The sequence below is a fragment of the Candidatus Filomicrobium marinum genome, from assembly GCF_000981545.1.
GTDB lineage: Bacteria > Pseudomonadota > Alphaproteobacteria > Rhizobiales > Hyphomicrobiaceae > Filomicrobium > Filomicrobium insigne.
Map to the genome: position 1 here is coordinate 2881358 of NZ_LN829119.1, position 15802 is coordinate 2897159.

The window sequence follows — 15802 nt, forward strand, 5'->3', positions numbered from 1 at the left end:
CGGAATGATTGAAGTGGAGCGAAAAGGAAATGGATGAGGTGGTCGAGAATCCGGTGATGGGCACGGCGGACATCGCGCGTGTCATGCAGCTGTTGCCGCATCGATACCCGTTCCTGCTCGTTGATCGCATCTACGATATGGACGGCGATCAAAGTGCGGTTGGACTGAAGAACGTCACAATCAACGAGCCGTTCTTTACGGGCCACTTTCCTCAGTATCCCGTGATGCCCGGTGTGCTGATCATTGAAGGTTTGGCTCAAACGGCCGGTGCTTTGTGCGTTCACAGCCTTGGCGAAGGTTATAAGGCCGAGCTCGTGTACTTTATGGGAATCGACAAGGCCAAGTTCCGCAAGCCGGTACTCCCCGGCGACCAACTCCACTACCATGTGCGCAAGATCCGCAATCGCGGTCGCGTCTGGAGATTCTACGGCGAAGCAAAGGTAAACGGTGAAATCGCCGCCGAAGCTGAAATTTCAGCTATGCTGGCTGATACAGCCGAAGCACGTGCCTTTGCGAGTAAGAATGGCTGATCTGCAGATCCATCCCACGGCAATTATCGAAGATGGAGCCAAGGTCGGTGCGGGGTGCCGCATTGGCCCATACTGCATCGTCGGTCCTCAGGTCGAACTGGCCGAGGATGTCGAACTCCTAAGCCATGTGGTGGTGCAGGGGCGCACAAAAATTGGGGCACGCACGCGGATCTTTCCGTTCGCGTCAATCGGGCATCAGCCGCAGGATCTCAAGTACAAGGGCGAGCCGTCGACGTTGACGATCGGCGCCGACTGTATGATCCGCGAAGGTGTTACGATGAACCCCGGCACTGAAGGCGGCGGTATGGAAACTACCGTTGGCGACCATTGTGCGTTTCTCGCAAACTCACACATCGGGCATGACTGTCACGTCGGTAGTCATGTGATTTTCTCTAACAATGTCATGCTGGCCGGACACTGCCAGGTCGGTGACTACGTGATTTTGGGTGGAGGCGCCGCTGTCATCCAATTTGCACGTGTCGGCGCGCATGCATTTTTAGGGGGTATGTCGGGGCTCGAAAACGATTTAATCCCTTACGGCATGGCGCTTGGCAACCGTGCATACCTGTCAGGCCTGAATATCGTAGGCCTTCAGCGTCGCGGTTTTACCCGCCAGCAAATCCATGATTTACGACGCGCATATCGGTTGCTGTTCGCCGATGAAGGTAACCTCGCCGAACGAATGGAAGATGTCGCGCAGGAATTTGCAGACCACGCCATCGTCGTCGAGATACTGGACTTCATACGCGAAGGCGGTAAGCGGTCATTATGCACGCCAAAGGACGCGCCCTGATTCGGGGCGCATGTTCGCTCGCTGCCGGCTCGTATTCGACATACGGAGCACTGGGGAGCCAGAGGATCGTTGACAGGTAGCCCTTTGCCCCGACGCATCGCCATCTTGGCAGGAGGCGGCAGCCTGCCGCAAGAAATCGCGTATCGCCTTAAGGCGCGTGGCGATCACGTCCACATCCTGGCAATCAATGGCGCAGCTGAGATCAAGGACGATGCGACGCTGCAGACGAGCGTCGATTTCGCCCAGATTGGCAAGATTCTCAGCGTCCTGAAAAATGACAAGCTGACGGAAATGCTCATCATAGGCTCCGTCAAGCGCCCGGATCTGGCAAACATCAAACCCGACCTCGGCTTTTTTCGCGCAGTCCCAACAGTGATCCGGCTCATCCGCGCCGGCGGAGACGATGCTGTACTGCGCGGGGTCATCGCGTTTTTTGAAAAACACGGGGTTCGCATTGTGGGCCCTGCTGATGTGGTTCCTGAACTTTTGGTATCTTCAGGCCCGTTGGGGCGTCACGGTGCCGACAGCCGGCAAAAACTCGACATAGCCAAAGGCTTGGCGGTCATCCGGAGACTGGCACCCTTTGACGTCGGCCAAGGTGTTGTGGTCGCACAGGGCGTTGTGCTGGCCGTAGAGGGAGCCGAAGGCACCGATAGAATGCTCCAACGGCTGGTCGCGAGGCGTGCAAATCAAAACTACTTGGAATGCGGCGTGCTCACCAAGGGGCCGAAACCCGGCCAAGAGATGCGAATCGATTTGCCGACTATTGGTCCAAACACGGTGCATAACGTTCAAGCGGCAGGATTATCCGGAATCGCCGTTGCTGTAGGATGCACGCTGACGGCAGAACGCGATGATTTGCGAAATACGGCTGATGCCGCGGGCGTTTACGTTGAAGGTGTCGCCCTTGGGGAATTGCAGAAACGCGCCAAGGCCGACAGGGTAACGCTCGATCTTCAGGTCTTTGGACGGCGCCGTGCCAGCGCAACTCAGCGGTCGGATTGCATCAAGGGTGGTGGCGTACTGACTGTGCTGGCCCAAGAGGGGGTGGCCGCAGCCGCTACGGTGGTCCATCGCGCGCATGTGCTCGCAATCGAAACAGGCGAAGGTATTGATCAGATCCTGTTGCGAAGTGGCGATTTACGCCAATGGGGCCGAGGAGTATGGATGCGTAATGCTGGCGTGACGGTTCTGGCCGATAGTCGTGACCTGGATGCGACTTTACTGGCCCGCGCGGCGGAAACCGGCTTGGCTGGCATTGCGGTCATGCTTGGGGATTCCACGCTAGCTATCGAACGGAAGGTGATCGAAGAGGCCGACAAGCGCGGACTGTTCATCGCTGGCTTGACGTGGGGGCAGGGAGAACCAGGATGACAGCTTCGGCGGACACGAAAGAGGCCGCGAAGATCAAGCAGAGGGGCAAGCTCGTCATAGAAGAGGACAGCCGTCAGTTCTGCGTCTTTATCGTTGCTGGGGAACACTCCGGCGACGCGCTTGGTGGTCCGCTCATGGCAGCGCTAAACAAGCGTCTCTCTGGTCGTGTTCGCTACCTAGGCGTCGGCGGGGAGGAAATGGAGCGGCACGGACTGATCTCGCAGTTCCCGCTTTCTGATGTCGCGGTGATGGGGCCGTTATCAATTCTATCGCGTCTTCCGCGGCTCGTGCGCCGTGTGTATCACACGGTCAACGCCTGCGTTGCTGCCGAACCCGATGTTGTCGTCATCATAGACAGTCCAGAATTCACACACGCCATCGCAAAGCGCATACGCAAACGTCGTCCAGCGATCCCGATTATCAATTACGTGAGCCCCAGCGTCTGGGCATGGCGGGAAGGTCGGGCGGCAAAAATGGCCGCCTATGTCGATCATCTTCTCGCTCTACTGCCTTTCGAACCAGAGGCTCATGAACGGCTCGGCGGTCCACCTTGCACATATGTCGGCCATCCCCTGAGCGAACGCATGCAATCGCTCAGGGCTATGAATGGTCTGGATTTGGCCCGCCGTCGCGGGATTGATCCCAAGCGCCCCGTTCTGGTCGTCTTGCCGGGAAGCCGTGCCTCTGAAGTTAGCCGCCTTATGGGCCCGTTTGGCGCGGCACTTTCTCTCCTGGAAAAACGTGAGTCTCTCCCACAGATCATCATTCCAGCTGTACCCTGGGTGCGCGAACTCATCGATCAGCATGCGGCCTCCTGGCCAGGGCCCGTGCATATCGTTGAAGGTGAAGAAGATAAGTTCAAGGCCTTCGCGCTCGCCGATGCGGCCCTTGCTGCGTCCGGCACGGTAACATTGGAGCTTGCCATGGTCGGCACCCCAATGGTTGTGGCCTACCGCGTCGATCCGCTAGCCGCGCGGTTGCGCTTCCTGCTCAAGGTGCCGTCGGTCGTTCTTGCCAACCTCGTGCTTGGGGAGAACGCGTTCCCTGAATTCCTCCAGGAAGAGTGCTCACCTGAAAAATTGGCCAACGCTGTAGAGTTGCTGCTCAAGGACACGCCGGAACGCCAAGCGCAGCTGAACGCGCTGGAGAAATTCCCAGATAAAATGCGGTTCGAGGGCGACAGTCCAAGTGAAACCGCAGCCGCAATCGTTCACCGGTTCATCCTCGAAGGCCGCCAAGCGGCCATGCCAACGTCGGCGGAAGCCGCGGCCAAGAAAGACGAATAAAAAAGCAAAAGGCCGGGAGCGTCTTTTTCCCTCCGGCCCTTATTTCCTAACTACAGCGAGACAACTGAACACAGGGTTCGGCGGTCAGTCACGCTGATTGAGTGGCACAAAATCGCGCTGCGGCGATCCGATGTAAAGCTGCCGTGGACGACCGATCCGTTGCTCGGGATCTTCGATCATCTCATTCCACTGCGCGATCCAACCCGTGGTGCGCGCTACGGCGAACAGAGCCGTAAACATAGAAACCGGGAAGCCCATCGCACGCAGCGTGATGCCCGAATAAAAATCGATATTCGGATACAACTTCTTTTCGATGAAGTAGTCGTCCTCAAGGGCAATACGCTCTAGTTCAAGCGCAACCTTCAGAAGCGGCTCATCATGCCCACCAAGCGCATCGAGCACCTCGTGACAGGTTTTCTGCATGACCTTCGCGCGCGGATCGTAGTTCTTATAGACGCGGTGGCCAAAGCCCATGAGACGGAAGCCGGAGGTCTTGTCTTTCGCCTTGTCGATGTATTCCGGAATGCGGTCGACCGTTCCGATTTCGGCCAGCATGTTGAGCGCGGCTTCGTTGGCGCCGCCATGTGCCGGGCCCCAGAGGCAGGCTACACCGGCGGCGATGCAGGCGAAGGGATTAGCTCCGGACGAACCGGCCAACCGTACCGTCGAGGTCGAAGCGTTCTGTTCGTGGTCGGCGTGCAAGATGAAGATCTTGTCCAGCGCGCGCGAGACGACCGGGTTGACGTAATATGGCTCGCAAGGAACCGCAAAGCACATCTGTAAGAAGTTCGACGTGTAGTCGAGATCGTTCCGCGGATAGATAAACGGCTGTCCGATGGCATACTTATAAGCCATAGCGGCAATCGTCGGCATTTTCGCGATCATACGCCGGGCCGCCACCGTCCGCTGGTGAGGATCGTTAATGTCCGTGGAGTCGTGGTAGAAGGCCGAGAGCGCACCAACGACACCGCAGATAACCGCCATGGGGTGCGCGTCGCGACGGAAGCCGGTGAAGAACCGGTTCATCTGCTCATGCACCATGGTGTGCTGAGTGATCGCCCGGTCAAACTCGCGATATTGCTGCTCGTTTGGCAGTTCTCCGTTCAGCAGCAGATAGCAAACTTCAATGAAGTTAGACTGTTCCGCAAGCTGATCAATAGGATAGCCGCGATGCAGCAGGATCCCGGCGTCACCATCGATATAGGTGATTTTCGACGAGCAGTTTGCCGTTGATGTGAAACCGGGGTCGTAAGTGAAACAACCCGTGTCTTTGTAGAGCTTGCCGACGTCAATGACGTCGGGACCGATTGTACCTGCGCGAACCGCTAGGTCGGTCTTCTTGTCGTGCAGCGTGAGAGTGGCGTTGCCACTGGCATCGTTTTGCGCGGTCATGATGGTATCCCTCGAGTCAGGCGTTGCGGCTCGGGGCGATGATTGAAGGTAGGCCCGACGGGGGTCGAAAGGGCCGTCATCGCTTGAGAATGCAGCCCTCGTACTGCACATTCGCACGCGCGGCAAGATAACCTATGGTGGGATTGTCAGCTAGAACATCAGCCGAACTTTTTACGCAAGCCCGTGCCGAAATTCTAAGCAATCGACTGAATAAGTTGAGCCGATGCAGAAAAATACACCATGGCTTTCAAAGCCTTGAAGAGATTGGCTAGGCAACTTGATCTCGTAAGCGCGCAAGCGCTTCCTCACGGCCGAGCACGGCCATCACGTCAAAAACAGGCGGCGAAACCGTCGAACCCGTAAGTGCGGCACGCAAGGGTTGCGCGACCTTGCCAAGCTTCAGGTTTTCTTGCTCGCTAAAGGTCCGCACTTCCGTTTCAAGGTCGGCCGCTTCCCAGCCGGACAACGCTTCAAAACGCGGCAAAAGACGGCCCAGCATAGCCCGCGTATCGGTGTCCAAGAGTTTTTCTGCTTTTTCCTGCAGGTTAAGGGGCCGTTGCGCGAACAGATAGCTCGCACTGTTGATCAGTTCGACAAGTGTTTTCGCGCGTTCCTTCAATCCCGGCATCGAGGCAATGAGCCGAGCGCGGCCGAGATCATCGAGGCTCGTCGGAATATCGCGACCACGTTCAATCTCAGGCAAAATCGCTTCGGTTCGAGCGACGAGCTCCGCATCGTCCGTTGAACGAATGTAGTGACCGTTCAAGGCCTCCAGCTTGGCGAAGTCAAAACGCGCAGGGCTCTTGCCGATACCGTCCAAATCGAACCAGGAGATCATCTGATCGGTCGAGATGATTTCGTCATCTCCGTGGCTCCAGCCGAGCCGAACGAGATAGTTGCGCAGCGCGGCCGGAAGATAGCCCATCGCCCGGTATGCCTCGACGCCGAGGGCTCCGTGCCGTTTCGACAGTTTCCCACCGTCAGGCCCGTGAATCAGCGGAACATGCGCCCATTCCGGCACGTCCCATCCCATGAGCTGATAAATCTGCGTTTGACGAGCGGCGTTCGTGAGGTGGTCCACGCCGCGAACAACGTGCGTCACGCCCATATCGTGATCATCTACCACGACCGCGAGATTGTACGTCGGCGAACCGTCCGATCGCAGAATGATGAGGTCGTCTAGTTCTTTATTCGAGTATGTGACGTCCCCTTGCACATGATCAGCGATCGTCGTCTCCCCTTCGCGCGGAGCCTTCAAGCGGATGGCAAAGGGTTTGTCTTGCGGGGCATCCGAGGCCGGTTTGTCCCGCCACGGTGAGCGCACCTGGAATGGACGCTTTTCCGCCTCAGCTTCCGCGCGCATCTGGGCGAGCTCGTCCTGTGTCAGGTAGCAGCGATAAGCGCCACCCGCCTCCAGAAGAGCGTGGGCGACTTCGCGATGGCGCTCTGCGCGCGAGTATTGGGAGACGGGATCACCTTCCCAGTCCAGTTCGAGCCACTTCAAACCGTCGAGAATGGCGGCAACGGCCTCGGGACTGTTCCGGGCACGATCGGTGTCCTCGATCCGCAGTAGAAAACGTCCTCCCCGCGCTTTGGCGTAAAGCCAATTGAATAACGCTGTACGGGCCCCCCCGATGTGAAGAAAACCGGTGGGTGAAGGAGCGAAGCGGACGACGGGAGCGGTGCGGCCCGCCTTCGAAGGTTTTGTCATGAGCTCACATGTTTTGAGCGCAGTCGCGACATCAGCTGCCGCAACGGCTGGTTTTGTTTTGCAGGCCCTGTAGCATAGGCGAGCGCGAAGGTTAAGGAGCCGGTGAGGGGGGAGGCGGGACCGAGCCTATGACGCTTTTGCGGGACGAGCCCAGCGATGTGATTGCTGCCCCGCGCCGCACGGGGCTCTTACGCGCGCCCTTTGCATGGCTGTCTGCGCAACTCGAAGCGGAACGGGCAGGGTGGTTCTACTGGCAGCCCGTGGCTTTTGGAACAGGCTGCGCCTTATATTTTGCACTGCCCCTTGAACCGGCTGTTTGGTTCTTCTTAGCGGTGTCGTTGGCTGCGACGGTACTCATCATAATGCGGCCTAGCGCCACTTTGCTCGGCAGTCTGATTGCGTTCACCGGACTAGCAAGCCTCGGATTGGTTGCGGCAAAACTGCGGACCGAGTGGGTCCGCGCGCCAGTGTTACAAACGCAAATCGGGCCCGTGGCGGTGCGCGGAATCGTGGAACAGATCGAGCCGAAAGCGGAGGGGGGCGAGCGCTTAACCTTACGCCCCCTAAGCGTTGACAAGCTCACCCCAAACGCACTGCCCGCGCGCATTCGCGTGACTACGAGAAATCCAACGGCAGGCGTGAGCTTGGGAGATCAAATAACACTCACAGCCAACCTGTCGCCGCCACCGCGTGCGGCACTTCCAGGAGGTTATGATTTTGCGCGATACGCTTGGTATCGAGGCATCGGAGCCGTCGGGTATTCCACCTCTCCTCCAATTGTCATCGAAGACGGCGCACCAGAAAACCTCGCCCAGAAGCTGGAAACTTGGGTTGCACGCCTGCGCAAACATATCGGGGATCGCATAACAGCCGCGTTGCCGGATGAACGCGGCGCGATCGCGACGGCCCTGATCACTGGCGAGCGCGGCGGCATCTCCGATGCGACAAACGAGATTTATCGTGCGTCGGGCATCTATCACATCCTGTCGATTTCAGGCCTACACATGGCGATCATGGGGGGCTCTGTCTTCGTCGCACTACGCTTCCTCTTTGCACTCTTTCCGTCCATCGCCCTGCGCTTCCCAATAAAGAAATGGGCTGCTGTCGGCGCGATGTTCGGCGCTTTTGGCTATCTCATGATCTCAGGCGGTACCTTCGCCACGGTGCGCGCGTTTCTCATGATCACCGTCATGTTCTCAGCCATGCTGTTAGATCGCCAGGCCGTGGCCCTCCGTAACGTTGCCGTCGCAGCATTCATACTTCTCATTCTATTTCCAGAAAGCGTCATCGATCCCGGTTTCCAGATGTCCTTCGCCGCCGTGATTGCTCTGGTCGCAAGTTACGAAGCTATCAATCAACGGTTCCGTGCGCCGTCTGGTCCCCATCGCGGCGTGCACATGCGGTTCTTTTATTTTTTCAGCGGGATCGTTCTATCGACCATTATTGCCAGCGCGGCGATCGCACCCTTCGCCATCTACCACTTTCATCAAAACCAGCACTATGCGGTTCTGGCCAACCTCGCCGTAATCCCGATCTGCAATATCGTTGTCATGCCGGCTGCGTTGACAACGCTCGTCTTGATGCCACTGGGCTTAGAGACGCTGCCGCTCATTGTAATGGGGTACGGCATTGAAGCAATGACCGCGGCCGCCACCTGGGTTGCCGGCCTCAAAGGCGCTGTCAGCCTTCTACCAGTTGTTCCCAATGTCGCAATCGCTCTTGTCGCGGCGGGGTGCTTGTGGTTGACGCTGATGCGGTACCGCTGGCGATTGTTAGGCGTCCTAGTGATTGCTGCCGGCATTGCTCTTGCCCCAACTGCAGAACGCCCTGCGCTTCTTGTCGGCGGAACCGGGAATCTCGTGCTCCTGCGCGGAGCGGACGGCTTCCTCAACGGCCTCAGCAGTTCGCGCGATGAATTCGAACTCTCACGCTGGCTTGCGCGTGACGGAGATGCACGAAGACCTGCCGATGTAACCCGCGCACCCGCTTTGACCTGCGACGGTGTCGGGTGCGTCGGTGCGATTGATGGAAAGATCGTAGCCATCACGCGCCACCCCGCAGCGTTACGTGATGATTGCCGTCAAGCGCACATACTGATTGTCCAGGGCACACGTCCGCGATCTTGCACGCAGCCCCAACTCACCATCGATCGATCCGCATTAGAACGCGAGGGAACGCACGCGGTTTATCTCGACAAATCTGGCGCATTACGCGTCGAAACGGTTGAAGGCGCTCGGGGAAGAAGGCCGTGGACAGCGGCCTATCAAAGCACGGATGAAGCAGCGCCGTGAGACATCTCGGGGAGTATTCCCAGGATCCGCGGTTCAACCCGGGCCAACGCAATGGGGGAAAGCACAACCAGACAACGGCCTCCCCAGTGCCAGATTGGATCTCGGCAATGAATGCCAGGATGATGATTAGCGAAAGGGCTTCGGCAATTTCTATCCGCCAAACAACATATCAATACCGTCGGATCAATCCGATAAGCCGTCCCTGCACATCCACTTGATCGGGACCAAAAATACGCGTCTTGAATTGCGGATTGGCAGCTTCGAGAGCGACGGTGGAGCCTTTCTTACGCAAGCGCTTAAGCGTCGCCTCTTCCCGATCGACAAGAGCCACAACGATGTCGCCGTTCTCCGCCGTATGGCACCGCTTGATAATGACGATATCGCCGTCATGGATGCCGGCGTCGATCATCGAATCGCCGTGGACTTCCAGCGCGAAATGTTCGCCCTTAGCCAGAAGGTCGGGTGGGCAGGAAATATCATGGGTATGGTTCTGGATCGCACTAATCGGAACGCCCGCCGCAATACGGCCCATCATCGGCACGGATACCGTTTGGGAGTCGATCACAGTTGTGCTCGGCGCTGAGAGCTCGACTGGCTTGGAGCCGCCTCCGCCTTCGATCACGCTTGGCCTGAAGCCGCCGACTTTGACACCACCCGATTCTGAGCCTTCAGGAAGCTTGATGACCTCGATAGCGCGTGCTCGATGCGGAAGCCGTCGAATGAAGCCACGCTCCACCAATGCCGTAATGAGCCGATGGATACCAGACTTCGATTTGAGTTCGAGCGCGTCCTTCATTTCATCGAACGACGGCGGAACACCCGTCTCACTCATGCGCTCATGAATGAACAGAAGAAGCTCTTTTTGTTTTTGTGTCAGCATAATTTCAGCGCGCCCCGCTAGCCGCTTTCTCATCGGCGACGCGAGCTTCAGGCGTTCTCAAAACCAAGCCCGAATGGGCGTGGAGAACATCCCTCAACTCTCTCGCCGCGTTTAGGACAGAATCTGTACAAACCATGAACAGACACTAACCGTTCTTGACACGTTCTACAAGAGGGCGCAGCGAAGGTATTGAGAAATAGGCAGCCACCGACGACACAACTGCCTTACGTTGGCGGAGTGACTGAACTTGTCGTCGTTGGTGAAGATTGGATGTCGCGTCTAAATTTGTGGCCACAGTTTTTTTGAATTGATACCTGCTCCAAAGCTTCGAACTCACCCCTTAGTCGGCCAAGTTCTGCTGCGGTCTGACCATCACCTTTTATGAAGAACAACGACGGCCAGAAAAGCACTAGCCCGACGCCCATTGCGACAGCATCATTTGTGGATTTTGAATCTTGAATACCGGCGAGTTGAGCCGCCCGTTGAGAAATTCGGGCAGCTTCCGCGCCAATCTGATCGCATGTGTAGTTCTGATATGGAATTGGCGAAACGTATTGAGCCGTAATTTCGCTCGAAGCGGAGGCACATCCACCCAAAACTACACCGATCAATCCGACAAAAAAATTGCCGCGCATTGAGGTTCCTCCCCATAAATTGTGGGGAGATTAGACGTGGACTGAGTATTACTCAATTCAAATTAGGCAACTGATCAACAGCTTACATCATATTAGCTCACTGGCTGTTGTAGTTTTGCGTCGCGGGAGAAATGCCAGCGAAGGCGGCCTCAAAAATCAATACGCAGCACGTTGACGGACGCGCCTTCCGGAAGCGCTTCAGCATCGGCCGGGCGCACGATCAGACAATTCGCAGCCGACAGCGGCTCCAACAGCGATGAGTCCTGCGATCCCGCGGCGCGAACTTCCATGACACCATTTTCGCCCGTCATGAGACGTGCGCGCATATAGTGCTGGCGCGGCCCGTTTTTCTCGATTGCGTGGGTTAGCCGCGCAGTCATGAGAGCGTCGGTTCCAGTATCGAGGCCCAGCAGTTTGCGGATGAGGGGAACAACGAAGACGCGCGTACAGATCAAGGACGACACAGGATTACCTGGTACGCCGATCACGCGTTGCGCGCCACGACGTCCGAAGATCAACGGCTTACCTGGCCGCATAGCGATCTTCCAAAAATCGAGCGTCATGCCGTTCGCTTGGAGAACTTTGGCGACGAGGTCGTGATCGCCGACGGACGCTCCGCCGATCGTGACAAGGATGTCTGCACCTTCAGCGGTAGCGATCTTTTCAGTCAGACTGTCCACTGTGTCACGTGCAATGCCGATCAATCGCGCTTCCGCACCCACGGCTTCAGCCATCGCCGCAATGCCGTATGGGTTGGAGCAGACAATCTGTCCTGCCGCAACCGGTGTCCCGGGCTCGACCAACTCGTCGCCCGTTGCCAGGATTGCAACGACCGGACGGCGCATCACCGGGAGTTTGCCGTAGCCCATGGCTGCGGCCAGCGACAAATGCCTCGGGGCAAGTTTCAGGCCTGCAGGAAGAAGTTCATCGCCCTTCGTGAAATCACCTCCGCGTTTGCGGACATGCGCAGGATCCGGTTTGCCCTCGCGGACAACGACAACATCACCCTCGCGATCGGTATTTTCCTGGATGACGATCGCATCGGCTCCTTCTGGAACCGGCGCGCCTGTGAAAATTCTAACGGCCTGTCCCTCTGCGACCGTGCCGGCGAAGGGATGTCCAGCCGCAGCTTCGCCGATCACCGTCAAACGGGCTGGAAGCGTTGCCACATCTGCATCACGCACAGCGTAGCCGTCCATCGCGGACGCATCAAACGGCGGCTGGGAGAATTGCGCGGTCAACGTGCTGGCAAGAATGCGTCCGCGTCCCCCAAACAGATCAACCTCTTCCATCTCGGTTGCGCGAACGCCGTCGAGAATGCGCGCGAGGGCTTCGGGCACGGAAAGCGGCGCCATTATTATTGTCCTTCTGCGCGGAATGTTCCCGACCGTCCGCCCGTTTTTTCAATCAGTCGGATGTCTTTGAATACCATGCCCTTATCGGCAGCCTTCAGCATGTCGTAGATCGTCAGACAGGCAACCGAAACAGCAGTCAGCGCCTCCATCTCAACGCCTGTCTGACCGGCGACTTTAACCTCGGCCCGAACGCGAATCCCTGCGGGGGCGTGAGACGCTTCAAATTCGACGCTGGCCTTGGTGATCGCGAGCGGATGGCATAGCGGGATCAACTCGTGCGTCCGCTTGGCCGCCATGATGCCGGCGATGCGCGCAGTCGCGAGAACGTCACCCTTCTTGGCTTCTCCGGATTCGACAAGTGCCAGCGTCTCGGGCTGCATCGCGACGAAACCCACCGCAATGGCCGTCCGGCTGGTGACGCCCTTTTCGGAGACGTCGACCATACGGGCTTCGCCCTTCTCGTTGAGATGGGAAAGCTTGTTCACGCGGCCTCCGTCCTGCCAATCAAAGCCTCGGTCGCACGACGCACATCGGCTTGCCGCATAAGGCTTTCGCCCACCAGAAAAGCGTTCACCCCGACGCGCTGCATCCGTGCGACATCGGCAGCGGTAAAGATGCCGCTTTCCGTCACGAGCGTGGCCCCCGCCGGAGCCTCGGGCACGAGACGCTCGGTGGTCTCTAGCGTCGTCTCGAATGTGCGCAGATTGCGATTGTTGATTCCAATGAAAGTCGCGCCAAGCGATGCGGCGCGCGCCAATTCCGCGGAGTCATGCACTTCAACGAGCGCGTCCATACCCCAGTCCGCCGCGGCGGCGATGAGCTTCGCAGCCGTTTCATCGTCGACCTGCGCCAGGATGATGAGGATGCAATCCGCGCCCCATGCTCGTGCCTCGACGACCTGATACGTGTCGATCATGAAGTCCTTGCGTAGAGCGGGGAGCGTGCATGCTGCACGTGCAGCCCTCAGATAGTCCGGCGAACCTTGGAACGAGGGTGCGTCGGTTAGCACGGACAGACAGGTTGCGCCGCCCGCGGCATAGGCTTCGGCAAGCGCGGGGGGATCGAAGTCTGCGCGAATAAGCCCCTTTGATGGACTTGCCTTCTTGATCTCGGCAATAAGCGCGGGCTGTCCCGATGCCATGCGCGCGTTGATCGCGGCAACGAAACCACGCGGCCGTCCGGCGCTACGTGCATACTCGGCGATGATCTGCAGCGGAGCTTCTGCTTTAGCCGCCGCGACTTCTTCCCGCTTGTACGCGGTGATTTTTTCCAAAATGTCAGCAGCCATATGTCATGCGTCCGCGTTGGTAACGGCGACGAGCTTATCAAGCACGGCACGCGCCGCGCCGCTGTCGATTGCGCGCGACGCAATCTCAACGCCGTCAATGAGATTGGCCGCCTTGTCTGCAACCACCAGGGCAGCGGCCGTGTTCAACAACACGATATCCCGGAAGGGTCCGGCCGCACCATCGAGCACCGCACGGATCGCCGCGGCGTTCTCTTGCGCATCCCCCCCTTGCAGGGACGAAAGTGATGTGCGTTCAAGCCCCGCCTGCTCGGGGGAAATTTCAAACACAGAAACGGCCCCATCTTTGACCTCTGCCACGGTTGACGGGCCAGTGGTCGTCAATTCATCGAGCCCATCAGATCCATGCACGACCCATGCGTGCTCCGACCCCAAGCCCTTCAAGGCATCTGCGATAGGTTCCACCCACCGCACATCGTACACGCCAACGACCTGTCGTTTGACGTTCGCCGGATTCGCAATCGGACCGAGCACGTTGAACAATGTCCGTACTTTGAGTTCCGCGCGAGCCGGCGCCCACGTCTTCATCGCCGGATGATGCATGGGCGCCCACATGAAGCCGATGCCCGCTTGTCGAATAGCGTCCGCGACCTTATCGGCATCAATGTCGATCTTGACGCCAAGCGCACTGAGAACGTCCGAGGCTCCGGAGCGCGAAGATACCGAGCGATTGCCGTGCTTGGCGACTGTAGCGCCGGCACCGGCAGCAACGAGCGCGGCGCATGTCGACACGTTATAAGTCCCATGACCGTCGCCGCCCGTCCCCACGATATCGATGGTGCCTGGCGGCGCGGACACCGCATGCATGCGCGCGCGCAGCAGGCGTGCAGCGCCGGTGATCTCTGCGATGGTTTCACCGCGCACGCGCAGCCCCATCAGGAAAGCGGCGCGGTGCACATCGCTAGCGGCACTTGTCATCAACAGCTCGAGCGCTGTTCTGATTTCGTCCTCGCTAAAGGTCGTGCCGCTAGCCACTTTGTCGAGAACGGTCTTGATACCGTCTCCACGCGCCGCAGCTATGTCTACTTGCCCCATCGCATTCCCGGTTGGTTAGGCGGCGCGCGGCCGCGGCGTGACCGTGTCACGCCGATTGGGCGTGAAGCCTGCGAGTTCGAGGAAATTCGCCAGCAGATCGTGCCCTTTCTCTGACGCGATGCTCTCAGGGTGAAACTGAACGCCGTGCACAGGGTGCTCGCAGTGCTGAAGTCCCATGATGATGCCGTCATCAGTCTCAGCTGTGATCTCGAGGCAGTCCGGCAGGCTCTCCCGTTCGACAATCAGCGAATGATAGCGAGTGACCTCGAAGGTTTCCGGCAGTCCTTTGAAGATGCCGGTATCACGCCTACGGATCGTCGATAACTTGCCGTGCATCGGAATGGGCGCACGCACCACCTTGCCGCCATAGGCTTGACCTATCGACTGGTGACCTAGGCATACGCCGAGCAGTGGGATTCTCCCCGCCGCCTTTTCGATGAGGTCGAGGCAAATCCCGGCTTCGTTGGGCGTGCAAGGCCCAGGCGAGAGCACAATCGCCTGCGGCTTGAGCTTCAACGCCTCATCGACGCTAATCTGGTCGTTCCGGCGCACGGTGCTTTCCGCGCCAAGTTCACCCAGAAAATGCACGAGGTTATAGGTAAAACTGTCGTAGTTATCGATGAGCAGCAGCATCTTCGGCGGCACTCCAAAAGTCCAGCTCAAAGCTGTAGAAAGCGGGCCCTATCGCGTCAAGCCAGCTCGCGAGGGATAATGAAGTCCTTCAGTGTGCCGGCAGCCGGTTTTATGGCATTCCAATCGTCGGCATCGAAGGTGATCACGGCAAGCCCGGCAGTTGGAAATTTCATCGCCATTTTCTGAATCGCCTTGCGATCCCCGCTTCCGGTCAAGGACAATGCAAGCGCATGCAACCCGGGGTTATGCCCTACGACCATGACGTGCTTTTGCCCGCCCTTTACCTTGCGCAGCCGTTCCAAAATCATCGCGGGTAAGGCGAGATAAAGACCCTCGTCGAACACGACTTCGGGCGGATTGCCGGAGAGTTCTGCAAGAACCAGGGACACAGTTGCGCGGGTCCGTACCGAATCTGACGACAAGATGAGTTCAGGACGGCCCTCATTGCGCTCAATGTAGCGTCCGATCTCCGTCGCCGCCTTTGTGCCCCGCTTTGAGAGCGTCCGCTCGTGATCGGGCAGATCAGGCTCATCCCAACTCGATTTTGCATGGCGCAACAAGGATAACGTCAGCATGTGCCG

At 58.3% G+C, this 15802-nt stretch carries 15 protein-coding genes; 5 read left to right on the forward strand and 10 right to left on the reverse strand.

The annotated features are described in order from the left end of the window. Positions 1 to 29 precede the first annotated feature (29 nt). The 4 genes from fabZ to lpxB all read left to right on the forward strand — a co-directional run bounded on the left by fabZ (position 30) and on the right by lpxB (position 3983). The gene (gene fabZ, locus YBN1229_RS13485) at positions 30 to 530 is read left to right on the forward strand and encodes a 3-hydroxyacyl-ACP dehydratase FabZ (RefSeq protein WP_046478764.1); all 501 of its coding nucleotides are present in this window, start codon (positions 30 to 32) and stop codon (positions 528 to 530) included. Beyond that, positions 523 to 1323, forward strand: coding sequence for an acyl-ACP--UDP-N-acetylglucosamine O-acyltransferase (gene lpxA / locus YBN1229_RS13490; protein ID WP_046478762.1), 801 nt, complete (start codon positions 523 to 525; stop codon positions 1321 to 1323). The genes fabZ and lpxA overlap by 8 nt, the downstream gene beginning before the upstream one ends. Positions 1324 to 1392: 69 nt before the next feature. Next, entirely contained in the window at positions 1393 to 2697 is a 1305-nt protein-coding gene (locus YBN1229_RS13495) for an LpxI family protein (RefSeq protein ID WP_046478760.1), read from the forward strand. Beyond that, on the forward strand, positions 2694 to 3983 hold the full coding sequence (lpxB, locus tag YBN1229_RS13500) for a lipid-A-disaccharide synthase (RefSeq protein ID WP_082101139.1): 1290 nt from the start codon (positions 2694 to 2696) through the stop codon (positions 3981 to 3983). The genes YBN1229_RS13495 and lpxB overlap by 4 nt, the downstream gene beginning before the upstream one ends. An 84-nt stretch (positions 3984 to 4067) precedes the next feature. On the opposite strand, the gene gltA is transcribed toward lpxB, so the two are convergent. Together gltA and gltX are read right to left on the reverse strand one after the other, a co-directional pair. Continuing rightward, positions 4068 to 5375, reverse strand: coding sequence for a citrate synthase (gene gltA, locus YBN1229_RS13505; protein ID WP_046478758.1), 1308 nt, complete (start codon positions 5373 to 5375; stop codon positions 4068 to 4070). A 268-nt stretch (positions 5376 to 5643) separates the two neighbouring features. Continuing rightward, entirely contained in the window at positions 5644 to 7086 is a 1443-nt protein-coding gene (gene gltX, locus YBN1229_RS13510) for a glutamate--tRNA ligase (protein WP_046478756.1), read from the reverse strand. A 128-nt stretch (positions 7087 to 7214) separates the two neighbouring features. Here gltX and YBN1229_RS13515 point away from each other — a divergent pair, with 128 nt between their 5' ends. After that, the gene (locus YBN1229_RS13515) at positions 7215 to 9377 is read left to right on the forward strand and encodes a ComEC/Rec2 family competence protein (RefSeq protein ID WP_046480520.1); all 2163 of its coding nucleotides are present in this window, start codon (positions 7215 to 7217) and stop codon (positions 9375 to 9377) included. A gap of 169 nt (positions 9378 to 9546) precedes the next feature. Here YBN1229_RS13515 and lexA read toward each other — a convergent pair whose 3' ends face one another. The 8 genes from lexA to YBN1229_RS13555 form a co-directional block, all read right to left on the reverse strand. After that, the gene (gene lexA / locus YBN1229_RS13520) at positions 9547 to 10257 is read right to left on the reverse strand and encodes a transcriptional repressor LexA (RefSeq protein ID WP_046480517.1); all 711 of its coding nucleotides are present in this window, start codon (positions 10255 to 10257) and stop codon (positions 9547 to 9549) included. A 224-nt stretch (positions 10258 to 10481) separates the two neighbouring features. Continuing rightward, positions 10482 to 10892 (reverse strand): hypothetical protein, encoded by a 411-nt coding sequence (locus YBN1229_RS13525; RefSeq protein WP_046478754.1) that lies wholly within the window; start codon positions 10890 to 10892, stop codon positions 10482 to 10484. Between the two features lie 149 nt (positions 10893 to 11041). Further along, the gene (locus tag YBN1229_RS13530) at positions 11042 to 12247 is read right to left on the reverse strand and encodes a molybdopterin molybdotransferase MoeA (protein WP_046478752.1); all 1206 of its coding nucleotides are present in this window, start codon (positions 12245 to 12247) and stop codon (positions 11042 to 11044) included. A gap of 2 nt (positions 12248 to 12249) precedes the next feature. After that, positions 12250 to 12732 carry a cyclic pyranopterin monophosphate synthase MoaC gene (gene moaC, locus YBN1229_RS13535; RefSeq protein WP_046478750.1) on the reverse strand — a complete coding sequence of 161 codons (483 nt, stop codon included), beginning with the start codon at positions 12730 to 12732 and terminating at the stop codon, positions 12250 to 12252. Beyond that, positions 12729 to 13535 carry an indole-3-glycerol phosphate synthase TrpC gene (gene trpC, locus YBN1229_RS13540; RefSeq protein ID WP_046478747.1) on the reverse strand — a complete coding sequence of 269 codons (807 nt, stop codon included), beginning with the start codon at positions 13533 to 13535 and terminating at the stop codon, positions 12729 to 12731. The genes moaC and trpC overlap by 4 nt, the downstream gene beginning before the upstream one ends. Before the next feature lie 3 nt (positions 13536 to 13538). Then, the gene (trpD, locus tag YBN1229_RS19080; RefSeq protein WP_046478745.1) at positions 13539 to 14588 is read right to left on the reverse strand and encodes an anthranilate phosphoribosyltransferase; all 1050 of its coding nucleotides are present in this window, start codon (positions 14586 to 14588) and stop codon (positions 13539 to 13541) included. Between the two features lie 15 nt (positions 14589 to 14603). Beyond that, on the reverse strand, positions 14604 to 15221 hold the full coding sequence (locus YBN1229_RS19085; RefSeq protein WP_046478742.1) for an anthranilate synthase component II: 618 nt from the start codon (positions 15219 to 15221) through the stop codon (positions 14604 to 14606). Between the two features lie 56 nt (positions 15222 to 15277). Further along, positions 15278 to 15796, reverse strand: a complete 519-nt coding sequence (locus YBN1229_RS13555; protein WP_046480515.1) for a SixA phosphatase family protein — start codon at positions 15794 to 15796, stop codon at positions 15278 to 15280. Positions 15797 to 15802: the final 6 nt, after the last annotated feature.